Annotated in this window: 13 protein-coding genes and 3 tRNA genes; 9 read left to right on the top strand and 7 right to left on the bottom strand. The window is 69.9% G+C overall.

Annotated features, from left to right (window positions below; all coding sequences use genetic code 11):
- Nucleotides 1-26: 26 nt before the first annotated feature.
- The 4 genes from dusB (at nucleotide 27) to BGO15_RS08265 (ending at nucleotide 4,521) form a co-directional block, all read left to right on the top strand.
- Nucleotides 27-1,193 (top strand): tRNA dihydrouridine synthase DusB, encoded by a 1,167-nt coding sequence (gene dusB / locus BGO15_RS08250; RefSeq protein WP_056208808.1) that lies wholly within the window; start codon nucleotides 27-29, stop codon nucleotides 1,191-1,193.
- Nucleotides 1,183-2,526, top strand: a complete 1,344-nt coding sequence (locus BGO15_RS08255; protein ID WP_045246867.1) for a deoxyguanosinetriphosphate triphosphohydrolase — start codon at nucleotides 1,183-1,185, stop codon at nucleotides 2,524-2,526. Before dusB ends, BGO15_RS08255 begins: the two co-directional genes overlap by 11 nt.
- The gene (gene dnaG / locus BGO15_RS08260; protein ID WP_056209202.1) at nucleotides 2,526-4,373 is read left to right on the top strand and encodes a DNA primase; all 1,848 of its coding nucleotides are present in this window, start codon (nucleotides 2,526-2,528) and stop codon (nucleotides 4,371-4,373) included. The genes BGO15_RS08255 and dnaG overlap by 1 nt, the downstream gene beginning before the upstream one ends.
- A 72-nt stretch (nucleotides 4,374-4,445) precedes the next feature.
- Nucleotides 4,446-4,521, top strand: a tRNA-Asn gene (locus BGO15_RS08265).
- Between the two features lie 53 nt (nucleotides 4,522-4,574).
- Here the strand turns inward: BGO15_RS08265 and def are convergent.
- Nucleotides 4,575-5,141 (bottom strand): peptide deformylase, encoded by a 567-nt coding sequence (gene def / locus BGO15_RS08270; protein ID WP_048809264.1) that lies wholly within the window; start codon nucleotides 5,139-5,141, stop codon nucleotides 4,575-4,577.
- A 45-nt stretch (nucleotides 5,142-5,186) separates the two neighbouring features.
- Between def and BGO15_RS08275 the strand changes: the two genes are divergently transcribed.
- The 3 genes from BGO15_RS08275 to BGO15_RS08285 all read left to right on the top strand — a co-directional run bounded on the left by BGO15_RS08275 (nucleotide 5,187) and on the right by BGO15_RS08285 (nucleotide 6,878).
- A complete protein-coding gene (locus BGO15_RS08275) occupies nucleotides 5,187-6,161 on the top strand; it encodes a DMT family transporter (RefSeq protein WP_045246868.1) in 975 nt (324 codons plus the stop codon).
- A gap of 24 nt (nucleotides 6,162-6,185) precedes the next feature.
- Nucleotides 6,186-6,259: transfer RNA gene (locus BGO15_RS08280), tRNA-Ile, on the top strand.
- Between the two features lie 115 nt (nucleotides 6,260-6,374).
- Nucleotides 6,375-6,878, top strand: coding sequence for a DUF3145 domain-containing protein (locus tag BGO15_RS08285; RefSeq protein WP_056208813.1), 504 nt, complete (start codon nucleotides 6,375-6,377; stop codon nucleotides 6,876-6,878).
- Between the two features lie 130 nt (nucleotides 6,879-7,008).
- On the opposite strand, the gene BGO15_RS08290 is transcribed toward BGO15_RS08285, so the two are convergent.
- The 6 genes from BGO15_RS08290 to aceE form a co-directional block, all read right to left on the bottom strand.
- Nucleotides 7,009-8,247: a beta-ketoacyl-[acyl-carrier-protein] synthase family protein gene (locus tag BGO15_RS08290; RefSeq protein ID WP_045246870.1), complete on the bottom strand. Its 1,239-nt coding sequence runs from the start codon at nucleotides 8,245-8,247 to the stop codon at nucleotides 7,009-7,011.
- Nucleotides 8,248-8,297: 50 nt separating this feature from the next.
- The gene (locus BGO15_RS08295; protein WP_045246871.1) at nucleotides 8,298-8,546 is read right to left on the bottom strand and encodes an acyl carrier protein; all 249 of its coding nucleotides are present in this window, start codon (nucleotides 8,544-8,546) and stop codon (nucleotides 8,298-8,300) included.
- 75 nt (nucleotides 8,547-8,621) lie between these two features.
- Entirely contained in the window at nucleotides 8,622-9,626 is a 1,005-nt protein-coding gene (locus tag BGO15_RS08300) for a beta-ketoacyl-ACP synthase III (protein ID WP_056208819.1), read from the bottom strand.
- Nucleotides 9,623-10,543: an ACP S-malonyltransferase gene (locus BGO15_RS08305; protein WP_056208822.1), complete on the bottom strand. Its 921-nt coding sequence runs from the start codon at nucleotides 10,541-10,543 to the stop codon at nucleotides 9,623-9,625. The genes BGO15_RS08300 and BGO15_RS08305 overlap by 4 nt, the downstream gene beginning before the upstream one ends.
- A gap of 91 nt (nucleotides 10,544-10,634) precedes the next feature.
- Complete coding sequence (locus BGO15_RS08310; RefSeq protein WP_045246874.1) at nucleotides 10,635-11,861, bottom strand: PucR family transcriptional regulator; 1,227 nt, start codon at nucleotides 11,859-11,861, stop codon at nucleotides 10,635-10,637.
- 5 nt (nucleotides 11,862-11,866) lie between these two features.
- Complete coding sequence (gene aceE, locus BGO15_RS08315; protein ID WP_056208827.1) at nucleotides 11,867-14,596, bottom strand: pyruvate dehydrogenase (acetyl-transferring), homodimeric type; 2,730 nt, start codon at nucleotides 14,594-14,596, stop codon at nucleotides 11,867-11,869.
- A gap of 194 nt (nucleotides 14,597-14,790) precedes the next feature.
- Here aceE and BGO15_RS08320 point away from each other — a divergent pair.
- Nucleotides 14,791-14,863: transfer RNA gene (locus BGO15_RS08320), tRNA-Val, on the top strand.
- Between the two features lie 41 nt (nucleotides 14,864-14,904).
- Nucleotides 14,905-15,380, top strand: a 476-nt coding sequence (locus BGO15_RS08325; protein ID WP_502689159.1) for a zinc ribbon domain-containing protein, incomplete at its 3' end; no start/stop codon positions are given.

Below are 15,380 nucleotides of genomic sequence, written 5' to 3' on the forward strand. Positions count from 1 at the left end.
GGGTCGCCGTCTGGGAGAATGTCGGGGTGACCACGATCGCCCCCGCCACCCGGCCGTTGCAGATCGGTGCGCTCACCCTCGACGCCCCGGTCGTGCTGGCGCCGATGGCGGGCATCACGAACACCGCGTTCCGGCGGCTGTGTCGCGAGTACGGCGCAGGTCTCTACGTCAGCGAGATGATCACGACGCGCGCGCTCGTCGAGCGGAACGCCACGACGATGCGGCTCATCACGCACCACGAGTCCGAGACCCCGCGGTCGATCCAGCTGTACGGAGTCGATCCCGCGACCGTCGGCGCGGCCGTGAAGCTCCTCGTCGACGAGGACCGCGCCGACCACATCGACATGAACTTCGGATGCCCCGTCCCCAAGGTCACCCGCAAGGGCGGGGGAGCGGCGCTCCCCTGGAAGAAGGACCTCTTCGCCGACATCGTCACCCAGGCCGTCCGCAACGCCGGTGACGTGCCGGTCACTGTGAAGATGCGCAAGGGCATCGACGACGACCATCTCACCTATCTCGACGCCGCCCGCACGGCCGAGCGCGCCGGGGTGTCGGCGATCGCGTTGCACGCGCGCACGGCCGCGGAGTTCTACTCGGGGTCCGCCGACTGGAGCGCGATCGCGCGTCTGAAGGACGAGATCCGTTCGGTGCCGGTGCTCGGCAACGGCGACATCTGGAGCGCCGACGACGCCGTGCGCATGATGGCGGAAACCGGATGCGACGGCGTCGTCGTCGGCCGCGGCTGTCTCGGCCGACCGTGGCTGTTCGGCGACCTCGCCCGCACGCTCGGCGGCGAAGACGCGGCCTACGGCGAGCCCGTGGATGCGACCCTCGGCTTCGTCGCTCGCGCGTTCCGCCGGCACGCGGAACTACTGGTCGAGTTCTTCGAGGACGAGGACCGCGGATGCCGCGACATCCGCAAGCACGTGGCCTGGTACTTCAAGGGCTATCCGGTGGGCGGGGAGCTGCGCGCGCAGCTGGCGACGGTGTCGTCGCTCGACGAGATCGATGCACTGCTCGCGACCCTCGATCTCGACGCGCCCTATCCGGGAGCCGCCGCCGAGGGACAGCGCGGTCGCGCGGGAACCCCGAAGCGTCCCGCCCTGCCCGACGGATGGCTCGACAGCCGGGAGATCCCCGCCGATGAGTCGTGCGCCCTCGCCGACGCCGAACTGGAGCACAGTGGCGGCTGAGGCATCCGCGCTCGGTGTCGCCCTCGGGCGCCCGAGCGGCTACGACGATCGGGACGCGGAGCGCTTCGTCCCCGAGCAGCACCGCTCGCAGCGCGACGATTTCGCGCGCGACCGGGCGCGGGTGCTGCACTCCGCGGCGTTGCGCCGCCTCGGCGCGAAGACCCAGGTGCTCTCGCCTGCCAGCCCTGCGGATTTCGCCCGTAACCGGCTGACCCACTCGCTCGAGGTCGCCCAGGTCGGTCGAGAGCTCGCCCTCGCCCTGCGCCTCGCGCCCGACGTGGTCGACACCGCCTGCCTGAACCACGACCTCGGGCATCCGCCCTTCGGACACAACGGCGAACGGGCCCTCAACGACTGGGCCGAGGACATCGGCGGGTTCGAGGGCAATGCGCAGACGATGCGCATCGTCACCCGGCTCGAGCCGAAGGTGTTCGACGAGGAGGGGCATTCCGCGGGCCTCAACCTCACCCGCGCGAGCCTCGACGCGACCTGCAAGTACCCCTGGACCGACGAACATCCCCTGCCCGACCCGGGCGGTCGCCTCAAGTTCGGCGTCTACCCCGACGATGAGGCGGTCTTCCGCTGGTTCCGCGAGGGCGCGCCCGGCCGCGTGCGGTGCATCGAGGCCGAAGTCATGGACCTGTCGGACGACATCGCATACTCGGTGCACGACTTCGAGGACGCCATCGTCAACGGCTACCTCGATCCGCGCCGTCTCGTCGCCCCGAACGAGCACGAGGCCCTGATCGACGCGATCCAGGCGTGGGTCGGCTTCGACCTCACCCGCGATGCGCTCTCCGACGCGCTCTACCGGCTCACCCGGCTCCCCGAGTGGGTGCCCACGTTCGACGGATCCCGCCGCGACCTGGCCGGTCTCAAGAACCTCACGTCCGATCTCATCGGGCGCTTCGCGCGGGCGGCGACGGCGGCGACGCGCGACGCGTACCCCGCTGCATCCCTCACGCGCTATCGGGCGCGGGTCATGGTGCCCGCGGTCGTCGAGGCCGAGATCGCGGTGCTCAAAGGAATCATCGGTGCGACGGTGGTCTCGATCGATGGCCGCAAGGAGCTCTACAAGGAACAGCGGCGAGTGCTGAAGCGCCTCGCGTCGGCTCTGTGGGAGCGTCCCGACCAGCTCGAGCCGGTCTATCGAGGCGACTTCACCTCCGCGACGGATGACGCGGCTCGCCGCCGCGTCGTCGTCGACCAGGTCGCGGGACTCACGGATCAGCTCGCGATCGCCTGGCATGAGCGTCTCGTCGCACCGCTCGATCCCACCTCACTCGGCGTGTGGGTGCCGCCGGTGCGGCCCGCGCCAGCAGGACTCGCCTGATGCCCGGCCGCATCGTGCAGACCGACGTCGACGAGGTCAAGTCGCGCACGAACATCGCCGACATCGTGGGGGAGCGGGTCGCGCTCAAGCCCGCGGGAGTGGGCTCGCTCAAGGGGCTCTGCCCGTTCCACGACGAGCGGAGTCCGAGCTTCCACGTGCGGCCGCAGCACGGGTTCTACCACTGCTTCGGATGCGGCGCCTCGGGCGACGTCTACACGTTCCTGCGGGAGATGGACCACCTCTCGTTCACCGAGTCGGTCGAGCGCCTCGCGGGTCGGCTCGGCTACGCGCTGCACTACGAGGACGGGGGCCCCGCGGTGGAGACCTCCGGGCGCACCCGGCTCTACGCGGCGGGCGCCGCGGCCGCGATGTACTTCCGCGAGCAGCTGCAGAGCGCCGAGGCCGAGACCGCGCACGCCTTCCTCGGCGGCCGCGGGTTCGATGCGGGAGCCGCCGCGCACTTCGGTGTCGGGTACGCGCCGAAGGGGTGGGGCAACCTGCAGCAGGCGCTGCGCGCCAAGGGCTTCAGCGACGAGGAGCTTCTCACAGCCGGTCTGCTCTCGCAGGGGCAGCGGGGCGTCTACGACCGGTTCCGCGGGCGCGTGGTGTGGCCCATCCGCGATGTCACCGGCCAGGTCGTCGGCTTCGGGGCCCGCAAGCTCTACGACGACGACCAGGGGCCGAAGTACCTCAACACCCCTGAGACCCCGATCTACCGCAAGTCGCAGGTGCTGTACGGCCTCGACCTCGCGAAGAAGGACATCTCGCGGTCGCGCCAGGTCGTCGTGGTGGAGGGCTACACCGACGTCATGGCCTGCCACCTCGCCGGCATCACCACGGCGGTCGCGACCTGCGGCACCGCGTTCGGCTCGGAGCACATCACGGCCCTGCGTCGCGTGATGGGCGACGACTCGGCACACGGCGAGGTCGTCTTTACCTTCGACCCGGACGACGCAGGGGTCGGCGCCGCCATGCGCGCGTTCGCCGACGAGAAGCGTTTCGCCGCGCAGACCTACGTCGCCGTCGCTCCGCCCGGTCTCGACCCGTGCGACCTGCGCCTCGCCCGCGGCGACGGCGCCGTGCGCGCGATCATCGAGTCGAAGGTGCCGATGTTCGAGTTCGCGATCGACCAGCGCATCCGCGGCTTCGACCTCGGCACCGTCGAAGGGCGGGCGGGGGCTCTGCGCGCCGGGGCGCCGATCGTCGCCGGCATCCGTGACCCCTCGCTGCAGCCGGGCTACGTGAAGGTGCTCGCCCGACGCCTCGGCCTCGAGCTCGGCGAGGTGTCCGGTGCGGTGCGGCGCGCGTCGCGGTCGGTCGGTGCGCAGCGCGAGCAGGAGGACATCCCGCACTCGGCCGAGACCCCCAGCGAGCTGAGGATCACCCTCCAGACACTGCCGACCACAGCGGATGCCGCGCTCGAGCGTGATGCGCTGATGGGATTCCTGCAGTACGGGCACCTGATCGACGGCGAGCTCGTACGGCGCGCCCTCGACACCACATTCACCGTTCCGGGCCTCGACGCGGTGCGCGGCGTCGTCGCGGCGATGCCGGACTACTCGCACCCCGGATGGGCCGCCGCCGCGGTGCAGGCGGTGCGTGAGCCGTACCGTTCCCTCGCCGCCGAGCTGCTCACGGGAACGTTCCCCGCACGCGATGCTCTGCACGCCCAGTTGTCAGCCCAGGACCTCGCCAGGCGACTGAGCCTGCGCACCCTCGATCGCACGAAGAGCGAGCTGCTCGGTGCCATGCAGCGGGTGCAGGCCGACTCCGAGGAGGGGCGTGCCGTGAGGCTGCGCCTGCGCGATCTGGATGTCGAGCGGCAGCGTCTCCTCGACGCCGGCTGACCCCGTCCCGGTTCGCGTCGCAGCCTCATCCTTTGCTACGATCTCAGGGTTGTCCTGATTCGGGATGACTCTTCCTCGGTAGCTCAATTGGCAGAGCAATCGGCTGTTAACCGATAGGTTCTTGGTTCGAGTCCAAGCCGGGGAGCCACGAGAAGATCCCGCCGCGTCGGTCGACGCAGGCGGGATTTCTCGTCTCGAGGTTCAGGCCTCGATGAGGTCGATCCCGGGCGTCCACGACTGACCGGGACGACCCCAGCCGCGCTTCTTCGCGATCTTCTGCACGGTCTTCCAGTCGCTGTCATCCAGCCGGTCGACGTACAGCACCCCGTCGAGGTGGTCGAACTCGTGCTGCAGGATGCGCGCACGCCATCCGGACACCTCGATGCGCACCTCGGCGCCCTCCAGGTCCGTGCCGATCAGCAAGGCGCGCTCGGCGCGGCGCAGCGGGAACCGTTCGCTGGGGAAGGACAGGCAGCCCTCGGACTCCTCGTCAGGGTCCGGCTGGCCGGGTTCGGCCGGGGAGATCCACAGCACCGGGTTGATGACCACCCCGCGCCACGGAGCGCCGTCGTCGTCCTGGTAGGTGTACGTGAAGATCCGCAGCCCGACACCCACCTGCGGTGCCGCAAGCCCCACGCCGGGCGCGGCATCCATCGTCTCGAACATGTCCGCCACCAGTGTGCGGATCTCGTCCGTGATCTCGTCGACGGGGGCGGCGGGGGAGTGGAGCACGGGGTCACCCATGATGCGAATCGGCAGAACGGTCACGTCTTCGAGCCTATCGAGCCGGTCTCGGGATAGTGTCGAACGGTGATGACGGTGCCGCTTTCCATCGACGACGTCACGAACAACCTCGTCGGGGTGTTCCGCGACCCCGCGATCCTCCTCGGTATCCCGTTGGCGCTGCTCGGCGCGGTCTTCATGTCGTTCGGAGCGCAGTACCAGCACCGCGGCGTCGTGAAGGTCAACCACGCGCTCGGCGGCACGAGCACGGGGCTCAGCGGAGCACAGCTGCTGCGACTGCTCGGCCGCCCCTCCTGGGTGCTCGGCACCGTGATGCTGGGACTCGCGATCCTCTGCCAGCTCGGGGCCCTCGCGATCGCGCCGCTCATCATCGTCCAGCCGCTCGGCGCGGTGTCACTCGTGATCACGACACTGCTGAACGCCCGCATCTCCGGCCACCGACCCACCCTGAAATCAGTGAGATCGATCATCGCGTGCGTGGGAGGCATCCTCGTCTTCGTCACCATCGCCGCATTCGTCGCGACCGAGCAGCCCGTCGCCGACAGCGAGCTGCTCATCATCCTCGGACTGCTCGTGGTCGTGGTCGGGTCGCTCACGGCGATCTGGTTGATCTGGGTGCGTCGACGCGGTGGCCGCGCGCTCTTCTACATCGTCGCGTCAGGAATGATCTACGGCTTCGTCGCGACGCTCGCGAAGGTCGTGATCAAACGAGTGCAGGCGGGCGATTTCGAATGGCTCACCCTCACCTGTCTCGTCGCGCTCCTCGCCGCGGTCGCCCTCGGCGCCTACTTCGTTCAGACGGCATACTCCGCGGGACCCCCTGACCTCGTCATCGCCGGCCTCACCGTCATCGACCCGATGGTCGCCGTGCTCATCGGTCTCGTCGTCCTCCAGGAGGCAGCGACCGCCGGCATCGGGCCGATGATCGGGTTCGTCGTCGCCGGCGCGATCGCGGTGTACGGCGTCTTCTCGCTGGCCCGCAACCATCCGCAGGTCATCAGCGACAGCCAGGAGCTGCCCATCCCGCGCGGCGGCTCCCACTAGGCTCGCTGGTGCGGCGTGCCGCACGGGGCGGTGGCCAAGCTGGTCAAGGCAGCGGGCTCATAACCCGACGATCGTGGGTTCAAGTCCCACCCGCCCCACTCGAATCACAGTCTTGTCATTCCGGCACCGACCGGGTGATAATGACCCCATAACCGAAGAGCCACCGTTCCGGTCAGGTCGTAGGGGAAGACGCACCTGACGAATGGAGAACCGATGGCGACATCACAGACGCGCGGCGTGATCTACATCCACTCCGCGCCGAAGGCGTTGTGCCCGCACCTCGAGTGGGCCGCCGGTCGCGTGTTCGGCAAGGCGCTGAACTTCGAGTGGATCGCGCAGCCCGTGCTGCCGGGCGCTCGTCGCACCGAATTCGCGTGGGAGGGACCGGCCGGCACCGGCGCGGCTCTGGCGAGCGCGATACGCGGCTGGGAGCACCTGCGCTACGAGGTCACCGAGGATCCGGCTCGGGGCACGGACGGCGGGCGCTGGATGCACACACCGGACCTCGGCATTCACTTCGCGCCCACCGACGCTGCGGGCAACGTGGTCGTCCCCGAGGACCGGCTGCGTTACGCCCTCGAGGTGTCGCTGGGTGATGCGGCGGAGTTGCGACGTGAGCTGGATGTTGCTCTCGGAGCAGCGTGGGACGAGGAGCTCGAACCGTTCCGCCATGCGGGCGACGAGGTACCGGTCGTGTGGCTCCACAAGGTGGGCTGACCCAGACCCCGGGCAGACGACACGCCACTACCGAGCGCCGGTGAATCGTCCCGGCGGTGGGAACGCGGTCGATGCCCGACCATGACGAAGGCCCCCGGCAGTGTGCCGGGGGCCTTCGTGGTGTCGGTGGTCAGACGTTTCGGAACGCCACGACGGCGTTGTGACCGCCGAACCCGAAAGAGTTGCTGATGGCGAGCTGGTCGCCGGCGCCGAGAGCCTGGGTGCTGCCCGACAGTCGGAACGGCACCTCCGGGTCCTGCTCGGTGAGGTTGATCGTCGGCGGCGCGATGCGCTCCTGGATCGCGCGGATCGTGAACATGGCCTCGAGGGCTCCGGTGCCGCCCAGGAGGTGGCCGGTCGACGCCTTCGTGGCTGACACCGGGATCTCGTCGATACGGGCGCCGAACACCGCTCGCAGGGCCTGGTACTCGTTCGGGTCGCCGACAGGGGTGGATGTCGCGTGCGCATTGATGTGCGTGACCTCGTCGGGGCTCGCACCCGCCGCCGCCAGCGCCTGCTGCACGGCACGCGCCGCGCCGCGACCCTCGGGGTCATTGGCGGTGATGTGGTACGAGTCGGCGGTGACGCCGCCGCCGACGACGACCGCGTAGATCTTCGCTCCGCGAGCGAGAGCGTGGTCTTCACGCTCGAGCACGAGCGCCGCGGCCCCCTCGCCCATGACGAAGCCGTCGCGGTCGATGCTCGCCGGCCGGGACGCCGTGCCGGGCGAGTCGTTGCGACGCGAGAGCGCCTGCATCGACGCGAACGCGGCGAGTGTGATGGGGTGAACGGCCGATTCGGTGCCGCCGGCGATCACGATGTCGGCGAGGCCGTCCTGGATGTGCTCGACCGCGTTGACGATCGACTCGGTGCTCGACGCGCACGCGCTCGCGACGGTCCGGGCGAATGCGCGCGCGCCGAAGTGGAGCGACAGGTTGCCCGCTGCAGCGTTCGGCATGAGCATGGGCACCGTCATGGGCATGACCCGACGGGGACCCTTCTCACGCAGAGTGTCCCACGCATCGAGCAGCGTCCATACGCCGCCGATTCCGGTCGCGAAGTCGACACCGAGACGCTCGGGCTCGACGTCGGGTGCACCCGCGTCGGCCCAGGCCTCCTGGGCGGCGACGAGGGCGAACTGCGAGGCCGGATCGAGACGCTTGGCCACCGGGCGCTCGAGCACGGTGTCGGGACGCACGAGCGCCTCGGCCGCGAAGGTGACCGGCAGCTCGTAGCGGGCGACCCAGTCGTGCTCGAGCGAGCGGGCGCCGCTGGCGCCGTCGAGGAGCGCGTTCCAGCTGTCGGGAGCCGTGCCGCCGATGGGGGACGACGCGCCGATTCCGGTGACGACGATGCGAGGGGACGTCATATTGCTTCCTGTTCTTCCCGGTGGGGGCTCACGCCCCCACCGGACGGGACTCACGCCTGGTTCGAGGTGATGAAGGTGACTGCGTCGCCGACGGTCTTGAGGTTCTTGACCTCGTCGTCGGGGATCGTCACGCCGAACTTCTCTTCGGCGTTGACGACGATGGTCATCATCGAGATCGAGTCGATGTCGAGGTCGTCGGTGAACGACTTCTCGAGCGCGACCTCGTCGGCCGAGATGCCCGTCTCGTCGGTGATGAGCTCGGCGAGGCCGGCGAGGACCTCTTCGGTCGAAAGGGCCATGGGTTTCTCCTTCTCTGTGGGGTGTGGACAGCAGCCGCAAGGCCGCGAATCAGTTTAGGGGCGCCGCTGCGGCGCTCACGGGAGCACGACCACCTGCGCGCCGTAGACGAGCCCGGCCCCGAATCCGATCTGCAGGCACAGGCCGCCGCTGAGCTCGGGGTGCTCTTCGAGCAGACGATGCGTGGCGAGCGGGATGGATGCCGCCGACGTGTTGCCCGTCGTCGCGATGTCACGGCCGATGACCACGCTCTCGGGCAGCCCCAGCTGCTTGGCGAACTCATCGATGATGCGCATGTTGGCCTGGTGCGGCACGAAGGCGGCCAGATCGGATGCCTCCACCCCCGCCTCCTCGAGGGCGAGGCGCGCGGCCTTCGCCATCTCCCAGACGGCCCAGCGGAAGACCGTCTGCCCTTCCTGACGGAGCGTCGGCCAGGCAGCCTCGCCGTCACGGAACTCGGTGAGGGTCGCGTTCATGCCGACGGCGTCGGCCTTGGAGCCGTCGGAGCCCCACACGGTGCGGGAGATGCCGGGGAAGTCACTCGGTCCGATGACCACGGCTCCTGCGCCGTCGCCCAGGAGGAACGAGATGCTGCGGTCCGTCGGGTCCACGACGTCGGAGAGCTTCTCGGCGCCGATGACCAGGGCGTAATGCGCCCCGCCGGTGCGGATGAGTGCATCGGCCTGGGCGACACCGTAGGCGAATCCGGCGCACGCGGCGTTCGAGTCGTAGGCCGCCGCCGGGTTCGCTCCGACGCGGTCGGCGACGACGGCCGACATCGACGGGGTCTGGCGGGAGTTGCTGATGGTCGCGACGATGACGAGGTCGATCTGGTCGGCCGGTACTCCGGAACGCTCGATCGCCTCACGGCCGGCCGCGGTGGCGAGATCGGTCGCGCTCGTGCCGTGCACCGCGCGCGTCCGCGTGATGATGCCGGTGCGCTGGCGGATCCACTCGTCGCTCGAGTCGATCGCGGCGACCAGATCGTCGTTCGGCACCGCGTTCTCGCCACGGGCGGCCCCGTACGAGTAGATGCGGGTGAACGCGGGGCCGCTGCCCTGCTTCAGCACGGGTGCGCTCATGCGGCGGATCCCTTCAGCAGCGCGACGGCGGCGTCGAGGTCGTCGGGTGTCTTGACGGCAACCGACGGCACTCCGCGCAGCGCGCGCTTGGCGAGGCCGACGAGCGTTCCCGCCGGCGCGAATTCGATGATGCCCGTCACGCCCGCCTCGGCGAACGAGGCCATGCACAGATCCCAGCGCACGGGGGAGGCCACCTGTCCGATGAGCAGCTCGACCGCCCGGGGACCGTCATCGACGACGGTGCCATCGGCATTCGTCCAGAGGGTAGTCTGCGGGTCGCTCACCGCGACGGATGCCGCGGCCTCCCGCAGCGCGTCAACGGCCGGGGCCATGTAGGACGTGTGGAACGCGCCGGCGACCTGGAGCGGGATGACCCGCGTCGCCGGCACCGGCGCCTCGGCGAGGACTGCCAGGGCGGGGAGGGCGCCGGCGGCGACGATCTGGCCGGCACCGTTGTGGTTGGCCGGGGTGAGGTCGAGCTCGGCGAGACGCGCCAGCACCGCGGCTTCGTCGCCCCCGAGGATGGCGCTCATGCCGGTCGGCGTCTGGGCCGCGGCATCCGCCATCGCACGACCCCGCACGCCCGCGAGAGTGAGTGCGTCGACGGGGGAGAGCACGCCTGCCGCGGCGAGGGCGGCCAGTTCACCGACGGAGTGACCGGCCACACCCGCGGGCGTGGTGCCCGCCGCCTCGACGAAGGCGGCGTAGGAGAGAAGGCTCGCGCCGACGATGAGCGGCTGAGCGACCTGAGTGTCGCGGATCGCGTCGGCATCCCACTCGGTGCCGGCGGCGGCGAGGTCGACATCCGCCGCCTCCGAGAACGACGACAACCGGTCAGTCGCGCCGTCGAGCTCGAGCCAAGGACTGAGGAAGCCGGGGGTCTGCGAACCCTGACCGGGGAACACCGCGATGATCACCGTTCCATCCTGCCAAGGAACCGGGCGTCGCACTGGCGAGGTACGCACAAGGATGACCGGATGCTTTGTGCGCGCCCTACAGCGACGTGGCTCATGCGCGCCGAGGAACACCGGCACGGCGACGCGTGACGTCGCTGCCGATCGCCCCGAGAACGAGCGCCGTCTGCAGGATGAGCGCCTCGCGCGGACCCGTCGCGTCCCAGCCGATCACGTCCGAGACGCGCTTCAGTCGGTAGCGCACCGTGTTGGGGTGCACGAACAGCTCGCGAGCCGTCGCCTCGAGCGATCGGCCGTTGTCGAGGTAGCTCCAGAGCGTGGTCACGAGATCGGAGCTGTGGGCCTTCAACGGACGGTAGATCTTCTCGACGAGCGTGCGCTTGGCGAGCGGGTCGCCCGCGAGGGCACGTTCGGGCAGCAGATCGTCGGCGTCCACCGGCCGCGGCGCGTTGCGCCATGCGCCGGCCACCGCGAACCCGGCGAGGGCCGCGCGGGCGCTCTGGCTCGCGTCGACGAGCGCCGGCACCGTGGGGCCGAGCACCAGGTGCCCCGTGCCGAATCCCGGCTCGAGGCGCCGGGCGATCTCGGGGAACGGGAGGTCTGCCACATCCTCACCCGTGCGCTGGCCGGCCTCGCTGCGACCGATCACGAGCACGAGCCGCGAGCCCTGCACGCCCACGAGCACGTCGACACCGAGCTTGCGCGCCATGCGGCGCAACTGGTCGACGTCGAACTGCGGGGGCGTCGTGCCCACGAGCACCGCGACCTCGCCGTGCCCGTGCCAGCCGAGGGCCGCGATACGGCTCGGCAGCTCGTCGTCGGCCTCGCCGCTGAGGATCGAGTCGACCACGAGCGCCTCGAGGCGCGCATCCCAGAGCCCCCGCGCCTCGGCGGCGCGGGCGTAGACGTCGGCCGCCGCGAACGCGACCTCGCGCGAGTAGAGCAGCGCCGCCTCGCGCAGGCGCGAGTCCTTGTCGGCGATGCGCTCCTCGGTGACCTCCACCGTGACCCGGATCAACTGGAGCGTCTGCTGCAGGCTCACGCTGCGCAGCAGCTCCCGCGGCGCGGCGGCGAAGATGTCCGACGCGATCCAGGGGGTCGACTTCGGATCGTCGTACCACTGGATGAACGAGGTGATGCCGGCCTGAGCGACCAGGCCCACCGCCGAGCGCCGCGCCGGCGGCATGTCGGAGTACCACGGAAGCGTCGCCTCGAGCCGGGTGAGCGTCGCCGTGGCGAGGTCGCCGGAGACCTTGCGCAGCCACGCAAGGGTCCCCGACTTGTCGACGGGCAGCTCGTGTCCGGGCGGCGTCGCCGGCACGTCGGTCAGCTCTCGCCGCCGGCGTTGCCCGTCGTGCCCGCGGTCACGTCGTGCAGACGGTACTTCTGGATCGCCTGACCGACCAGCGCACGATCGACCGCACCCTCGGCCGCGAGCGCCTGGAGGGCACGCACGACGATCGACGGTCCGTCGATCTTGAAGAAGCGTCGTGCCGCGGCACGCGTGTCGGAGAAGCCGAAGCCGTCGGCGCCGAGCGTCCAGAAGTTGTGCTGCACCCACGGACGGATCTGGTCCTGCACGGCGTGCATGAAGTCGCTCACCGCGACGACCGGGCCGGGCGTTCCGGCGAGCTTCTGCGTGAGGTACGCCGTGACCGGCTCCTCGTCGGGGTGCAGGAAGTTGTGCTCGTCGGCGGCGAGGCCGTCGCGGCGCAGCTCGGTCCACGAGGTGACCGACCACACATCCGAGCCCACACCCCAGTCGTCCTTCAGGAGCTGCTGCGCCTCGAGCGCCCACGGCACGCCCACACCGCTCGCGAGCAGCTGCGCGTGCGCGGCGCCCTCCGTCGCGACGGTGGAGATGCGGTGGATGCCGCGCACGATGCCGTCGACGTCGACATCCGCCGGCTCGGCGGGCTGCACGATCGGCTCGTTGTAGACCGTCAGGTAGTACATGACGTTCGGGTCGCTGTGACTGCCGCCGTACATACGGTCGATGCCGGAGCGCACGATGTGGGCGATCTCGTAGCCGTAGGCGGGGTCGTACGAGACCGTGGCGGGGTTCGTGGCCGCGAGCAGGTGCGAGTGGCCGTCGGCGTGCTGCAGGCCCTCACCCGTGAGGGTGGTGCGACCGGCGGTGGCGCCGACCACGAAGCCGCGCGCCATCTGGTCGCCCGCGGCCCAGTTCGCGTCGCCGGTGCGCTGGAAGCCGAACTGCGAGTAGAACACGTAGACCGGGATGAGCGGCTCGCCGTGCGTCGCGTACGAGGTGCCGACACCGGTGAAGGCGGCGAGGGCGCCGGCCTCGTTGATGCCGACGTGGACGATCTGGCCCTGCGGGCTCTCCTTGTAGGCCAGCAGCAGCTCGCGGTCGACCGACGTGTAGTTCTGGCCGTTCGGGTTGTAGATCTTCGCCGTCGGGAAGTACGCGTCCATGCCGAAGGTGCGCGCCTCGTCGGGGATGATCGGCACGATGCGGTTGCCGAAGTCCTTGACCCGGAGCAGGTCCTTCAGCAGACGCACGAACGCCATCGTGGTGGCGATCTCCTGGGTGCCCGAACCCTTCTTCGGCAGCGCGTAGGCCGCGTCGCCCGGCAGCTCGATGCCGACGTGGTGCGAGCGGCGCTCCGGCAGGTATCCGCCGAGGGCCCGGCGGCGCTCGAGCAGGTACTGGATGGTCTCGTCCTGCGGTCCCGGGTTGTAGTACGGGGGCAGGTACGGGTTCTCCTCGAGCTTCGCGTCCGTGACCGGGATGTGCATCGCGTCGCGGAACAGCTTCAGGTCGTCGAGGGTCATCTTCTTCATCTGGTGGGTCGCGTTGCGGCCCTCGAAGTGCGGACCGAGGCCGTAGCCCTTGATGGTCTTGGCGAGGATGACGGTGGGCTGGCCCTTGTGCTCGACGGCGGCCTTGAACGCGGCGTAGACCTTGCGGTAGTCGTGACCGCCGCGCTTGAGGTTCCAGATCTGCTCGTCGCTGTAGTCCTTGACCAGGGCGGCGGTGCGCTCGTCGCGACCGAAGAAGTGCTGGCGCACGTAGGCGCCGTTCTCGGCCTTATAGGTCTGGTAGTCGCCGTCGGGCGTGATGTTCATGAGGTTGAGCAGCGCGCCGTCGCTGTCACGGGCGAGCAGGTCGTCCCATTCGCGACCCCACACGACCTTGATGACGTTCCAGCCGGCGCCGCGGAAGAAGCTCTCGAGCTCCTGGATGATCTTGCCGTTGCCGCGCACGGGGCCGTCGAGGCGCTGCAGGTTGCAGTTGACGATGAAGGTCAGGTTGTCCAGGCCCTCGTTGGCCGCGACCTGGAGCTGACCGCGGCTCTCGACCTCATCCATCTCGCCGTCACCGAGGAACGCCCACACGTGGGACTCGGAGACATCCTTGATGCCGCGGTTGGTGAGGTACTTGTTGGTCATCGCCTGGTAGATCGCGTTGATCGGGCCGAGGCCCATCGACACGGTCGGGAACTGCCAGTACTCCGGCATGAGGCGCGGGTGCGGATAGGAGGGGAGACCGTTGGGGAACGCCGACTTCTCCTGGCGGAAGCCGTCGAGCTGCTGCTCGGTGAGGCGTCCCTCGAGGAACGAGCGGGCGTACATGCCGGGGGAGGCGTGGCCCTGGAAGAAGATCTGGTCGCCGCCCGAGGGGTGGTTCTGGCCGCGGAAGAAGTGGTTGAAACCCACCTCGTACAGCGCCGCCGAGGACGCATATGTCGAGATGTGGCCGCCGACGCCGATGCCGGGACGCTGCGCGCGGTGCACGGTGATGGCTGCGTTCCAGCGAATCCACGCGCGATAGCGGCGCTCGATCTCCTCGTCGCCGGGGAACTCGGGCTCGTTCTCGGGCGCGATCGTGTTGATGTAGTCGGTGGTCGGCACCGTCGGAACGCCGAGGTGCAGCTCTCGCGAGGTCTTCAGCAGGCTGAGCATGATCTCGCGCCCGCGACCGTGACCCTTGGCGTCGACGAGCTGCTGCAGGGATTCCTGCCACTCGGACGTCTCTTCAGGGTCGCTGTCGAGGGGGCCTTGCGAGTAGGGATCCTGGTCGTGAACAGTCACGAGGCACCTTTCGTCGGGCTGGCAGGTCGTGCCAGATCAGATCACCGAGACCGGCGGCTTTGTCCGCGGTCTACAACGCCGACGGATAGCCTAGCGCCGCCGCAGACGAAGATCGGCGGCACCGGTGCCAGCGCGCCCCCGCACCCTCCGATCGAGCCGCACGAAGAGCGGATGTCTCGTACACTCGGCCCCGAGGGCCTTTAGCTCAGCTGGTAGAGCGCCACGTTTACACCGTGGATGTCGTCGGTTCGATCCCGGCAGGGCCCACTTCCGGTCGCGACGTCGCCCGTCTGCCGTAGGTTGAGAGGGTGAAAGCCCGACCCGCCGACCAACGCGCCCTCCTCGACGTCGTCGACCTCGACATCCGCATCCGGCAGGCCGTGCACGCGCTCTCCAAGCCGGCACAGGCGCCTCGCCTCGCCGCTCTGCAGGGTGAGGTCGCCGCGGCATCCCGTGTCGTCACCGATCTGCTGGGGGCCAAAGAAGACGCCGATCTCGAGGTCGCGCGCATCGAGGCCGACGTGAAGGTCGTCTCCGAGCGCCGCGCACGCGACGAGGCCCGTCTCGCCGCGTCAACCAACCCGAAGGACGCGCAGGCGCTCGAGAGCGAGCTCGACTCGCTCGCCCGCCGCACCCGCACGCTCGAAGACGCCGAGCTCGAGGCGATGGAGCGCGTCGAGTCCGCGGCTGCGGCGGTGGCCGACGCCGAGGCGATCGTGGCGACGCTCGTCGACGAGCGGGACACCCTCGAGGCCGCAGCGGGCGCGGAGGCGGCGGTGCAGAA

It is taken from the genome of Microbacterium sp. 71-23, assembly GCF_001897265.1.
Lineage (GTDB): Bacteria > Actinomycetota > Actinomycetes > Actinomycetales > Microbacteriaceae > Microbacterium > Microbacterium ginsengisoli.

Coding starts and splice junctions, on each gene's coding strand:
- BGO15_RS08290 (WP_045246870.1), bottom strand. CDS start 8,247: ATGACGTCCCCTCGCATCGTCGTCACCGGAATCGGCGCGTCGTCCCCC.
- dnaG (WP_056209202.1), top strand. CDS start 2,526: ATGCCCGGCCGCATCGTGCAGACCGACGTCGACGAGGTCAAGTCGCGC.
- BGO15_RS08295 (WP_045246871.1), bottom strand. CDS start 8,546: ATGGCCCTTTCGACCGAAGAGGTCCTCGCCGGCCTCGCCGAGCTCATC.
- BGO15_RS08300 (WP_056208819.1), bottom strand. CDS start 9,626: ATGAGCGCACCCGTGCTGAAGCAGGGCAGCGGCCCCGCGTTCACCCGC.
- BGO15_RS08285 (WP_056208813.1), top strand. CDS start 6,375: ATGGCGACATCACAGACGCGCGGCGTGATCTACATCCACTCCGCGCCG.
- BGO15_RS08275 (WP_045246868.1), top strand. CDS start 5,187: ATGACGGTGCCGCTTTCCATCGACGACGTCACGAACAACCTCGTCGGG.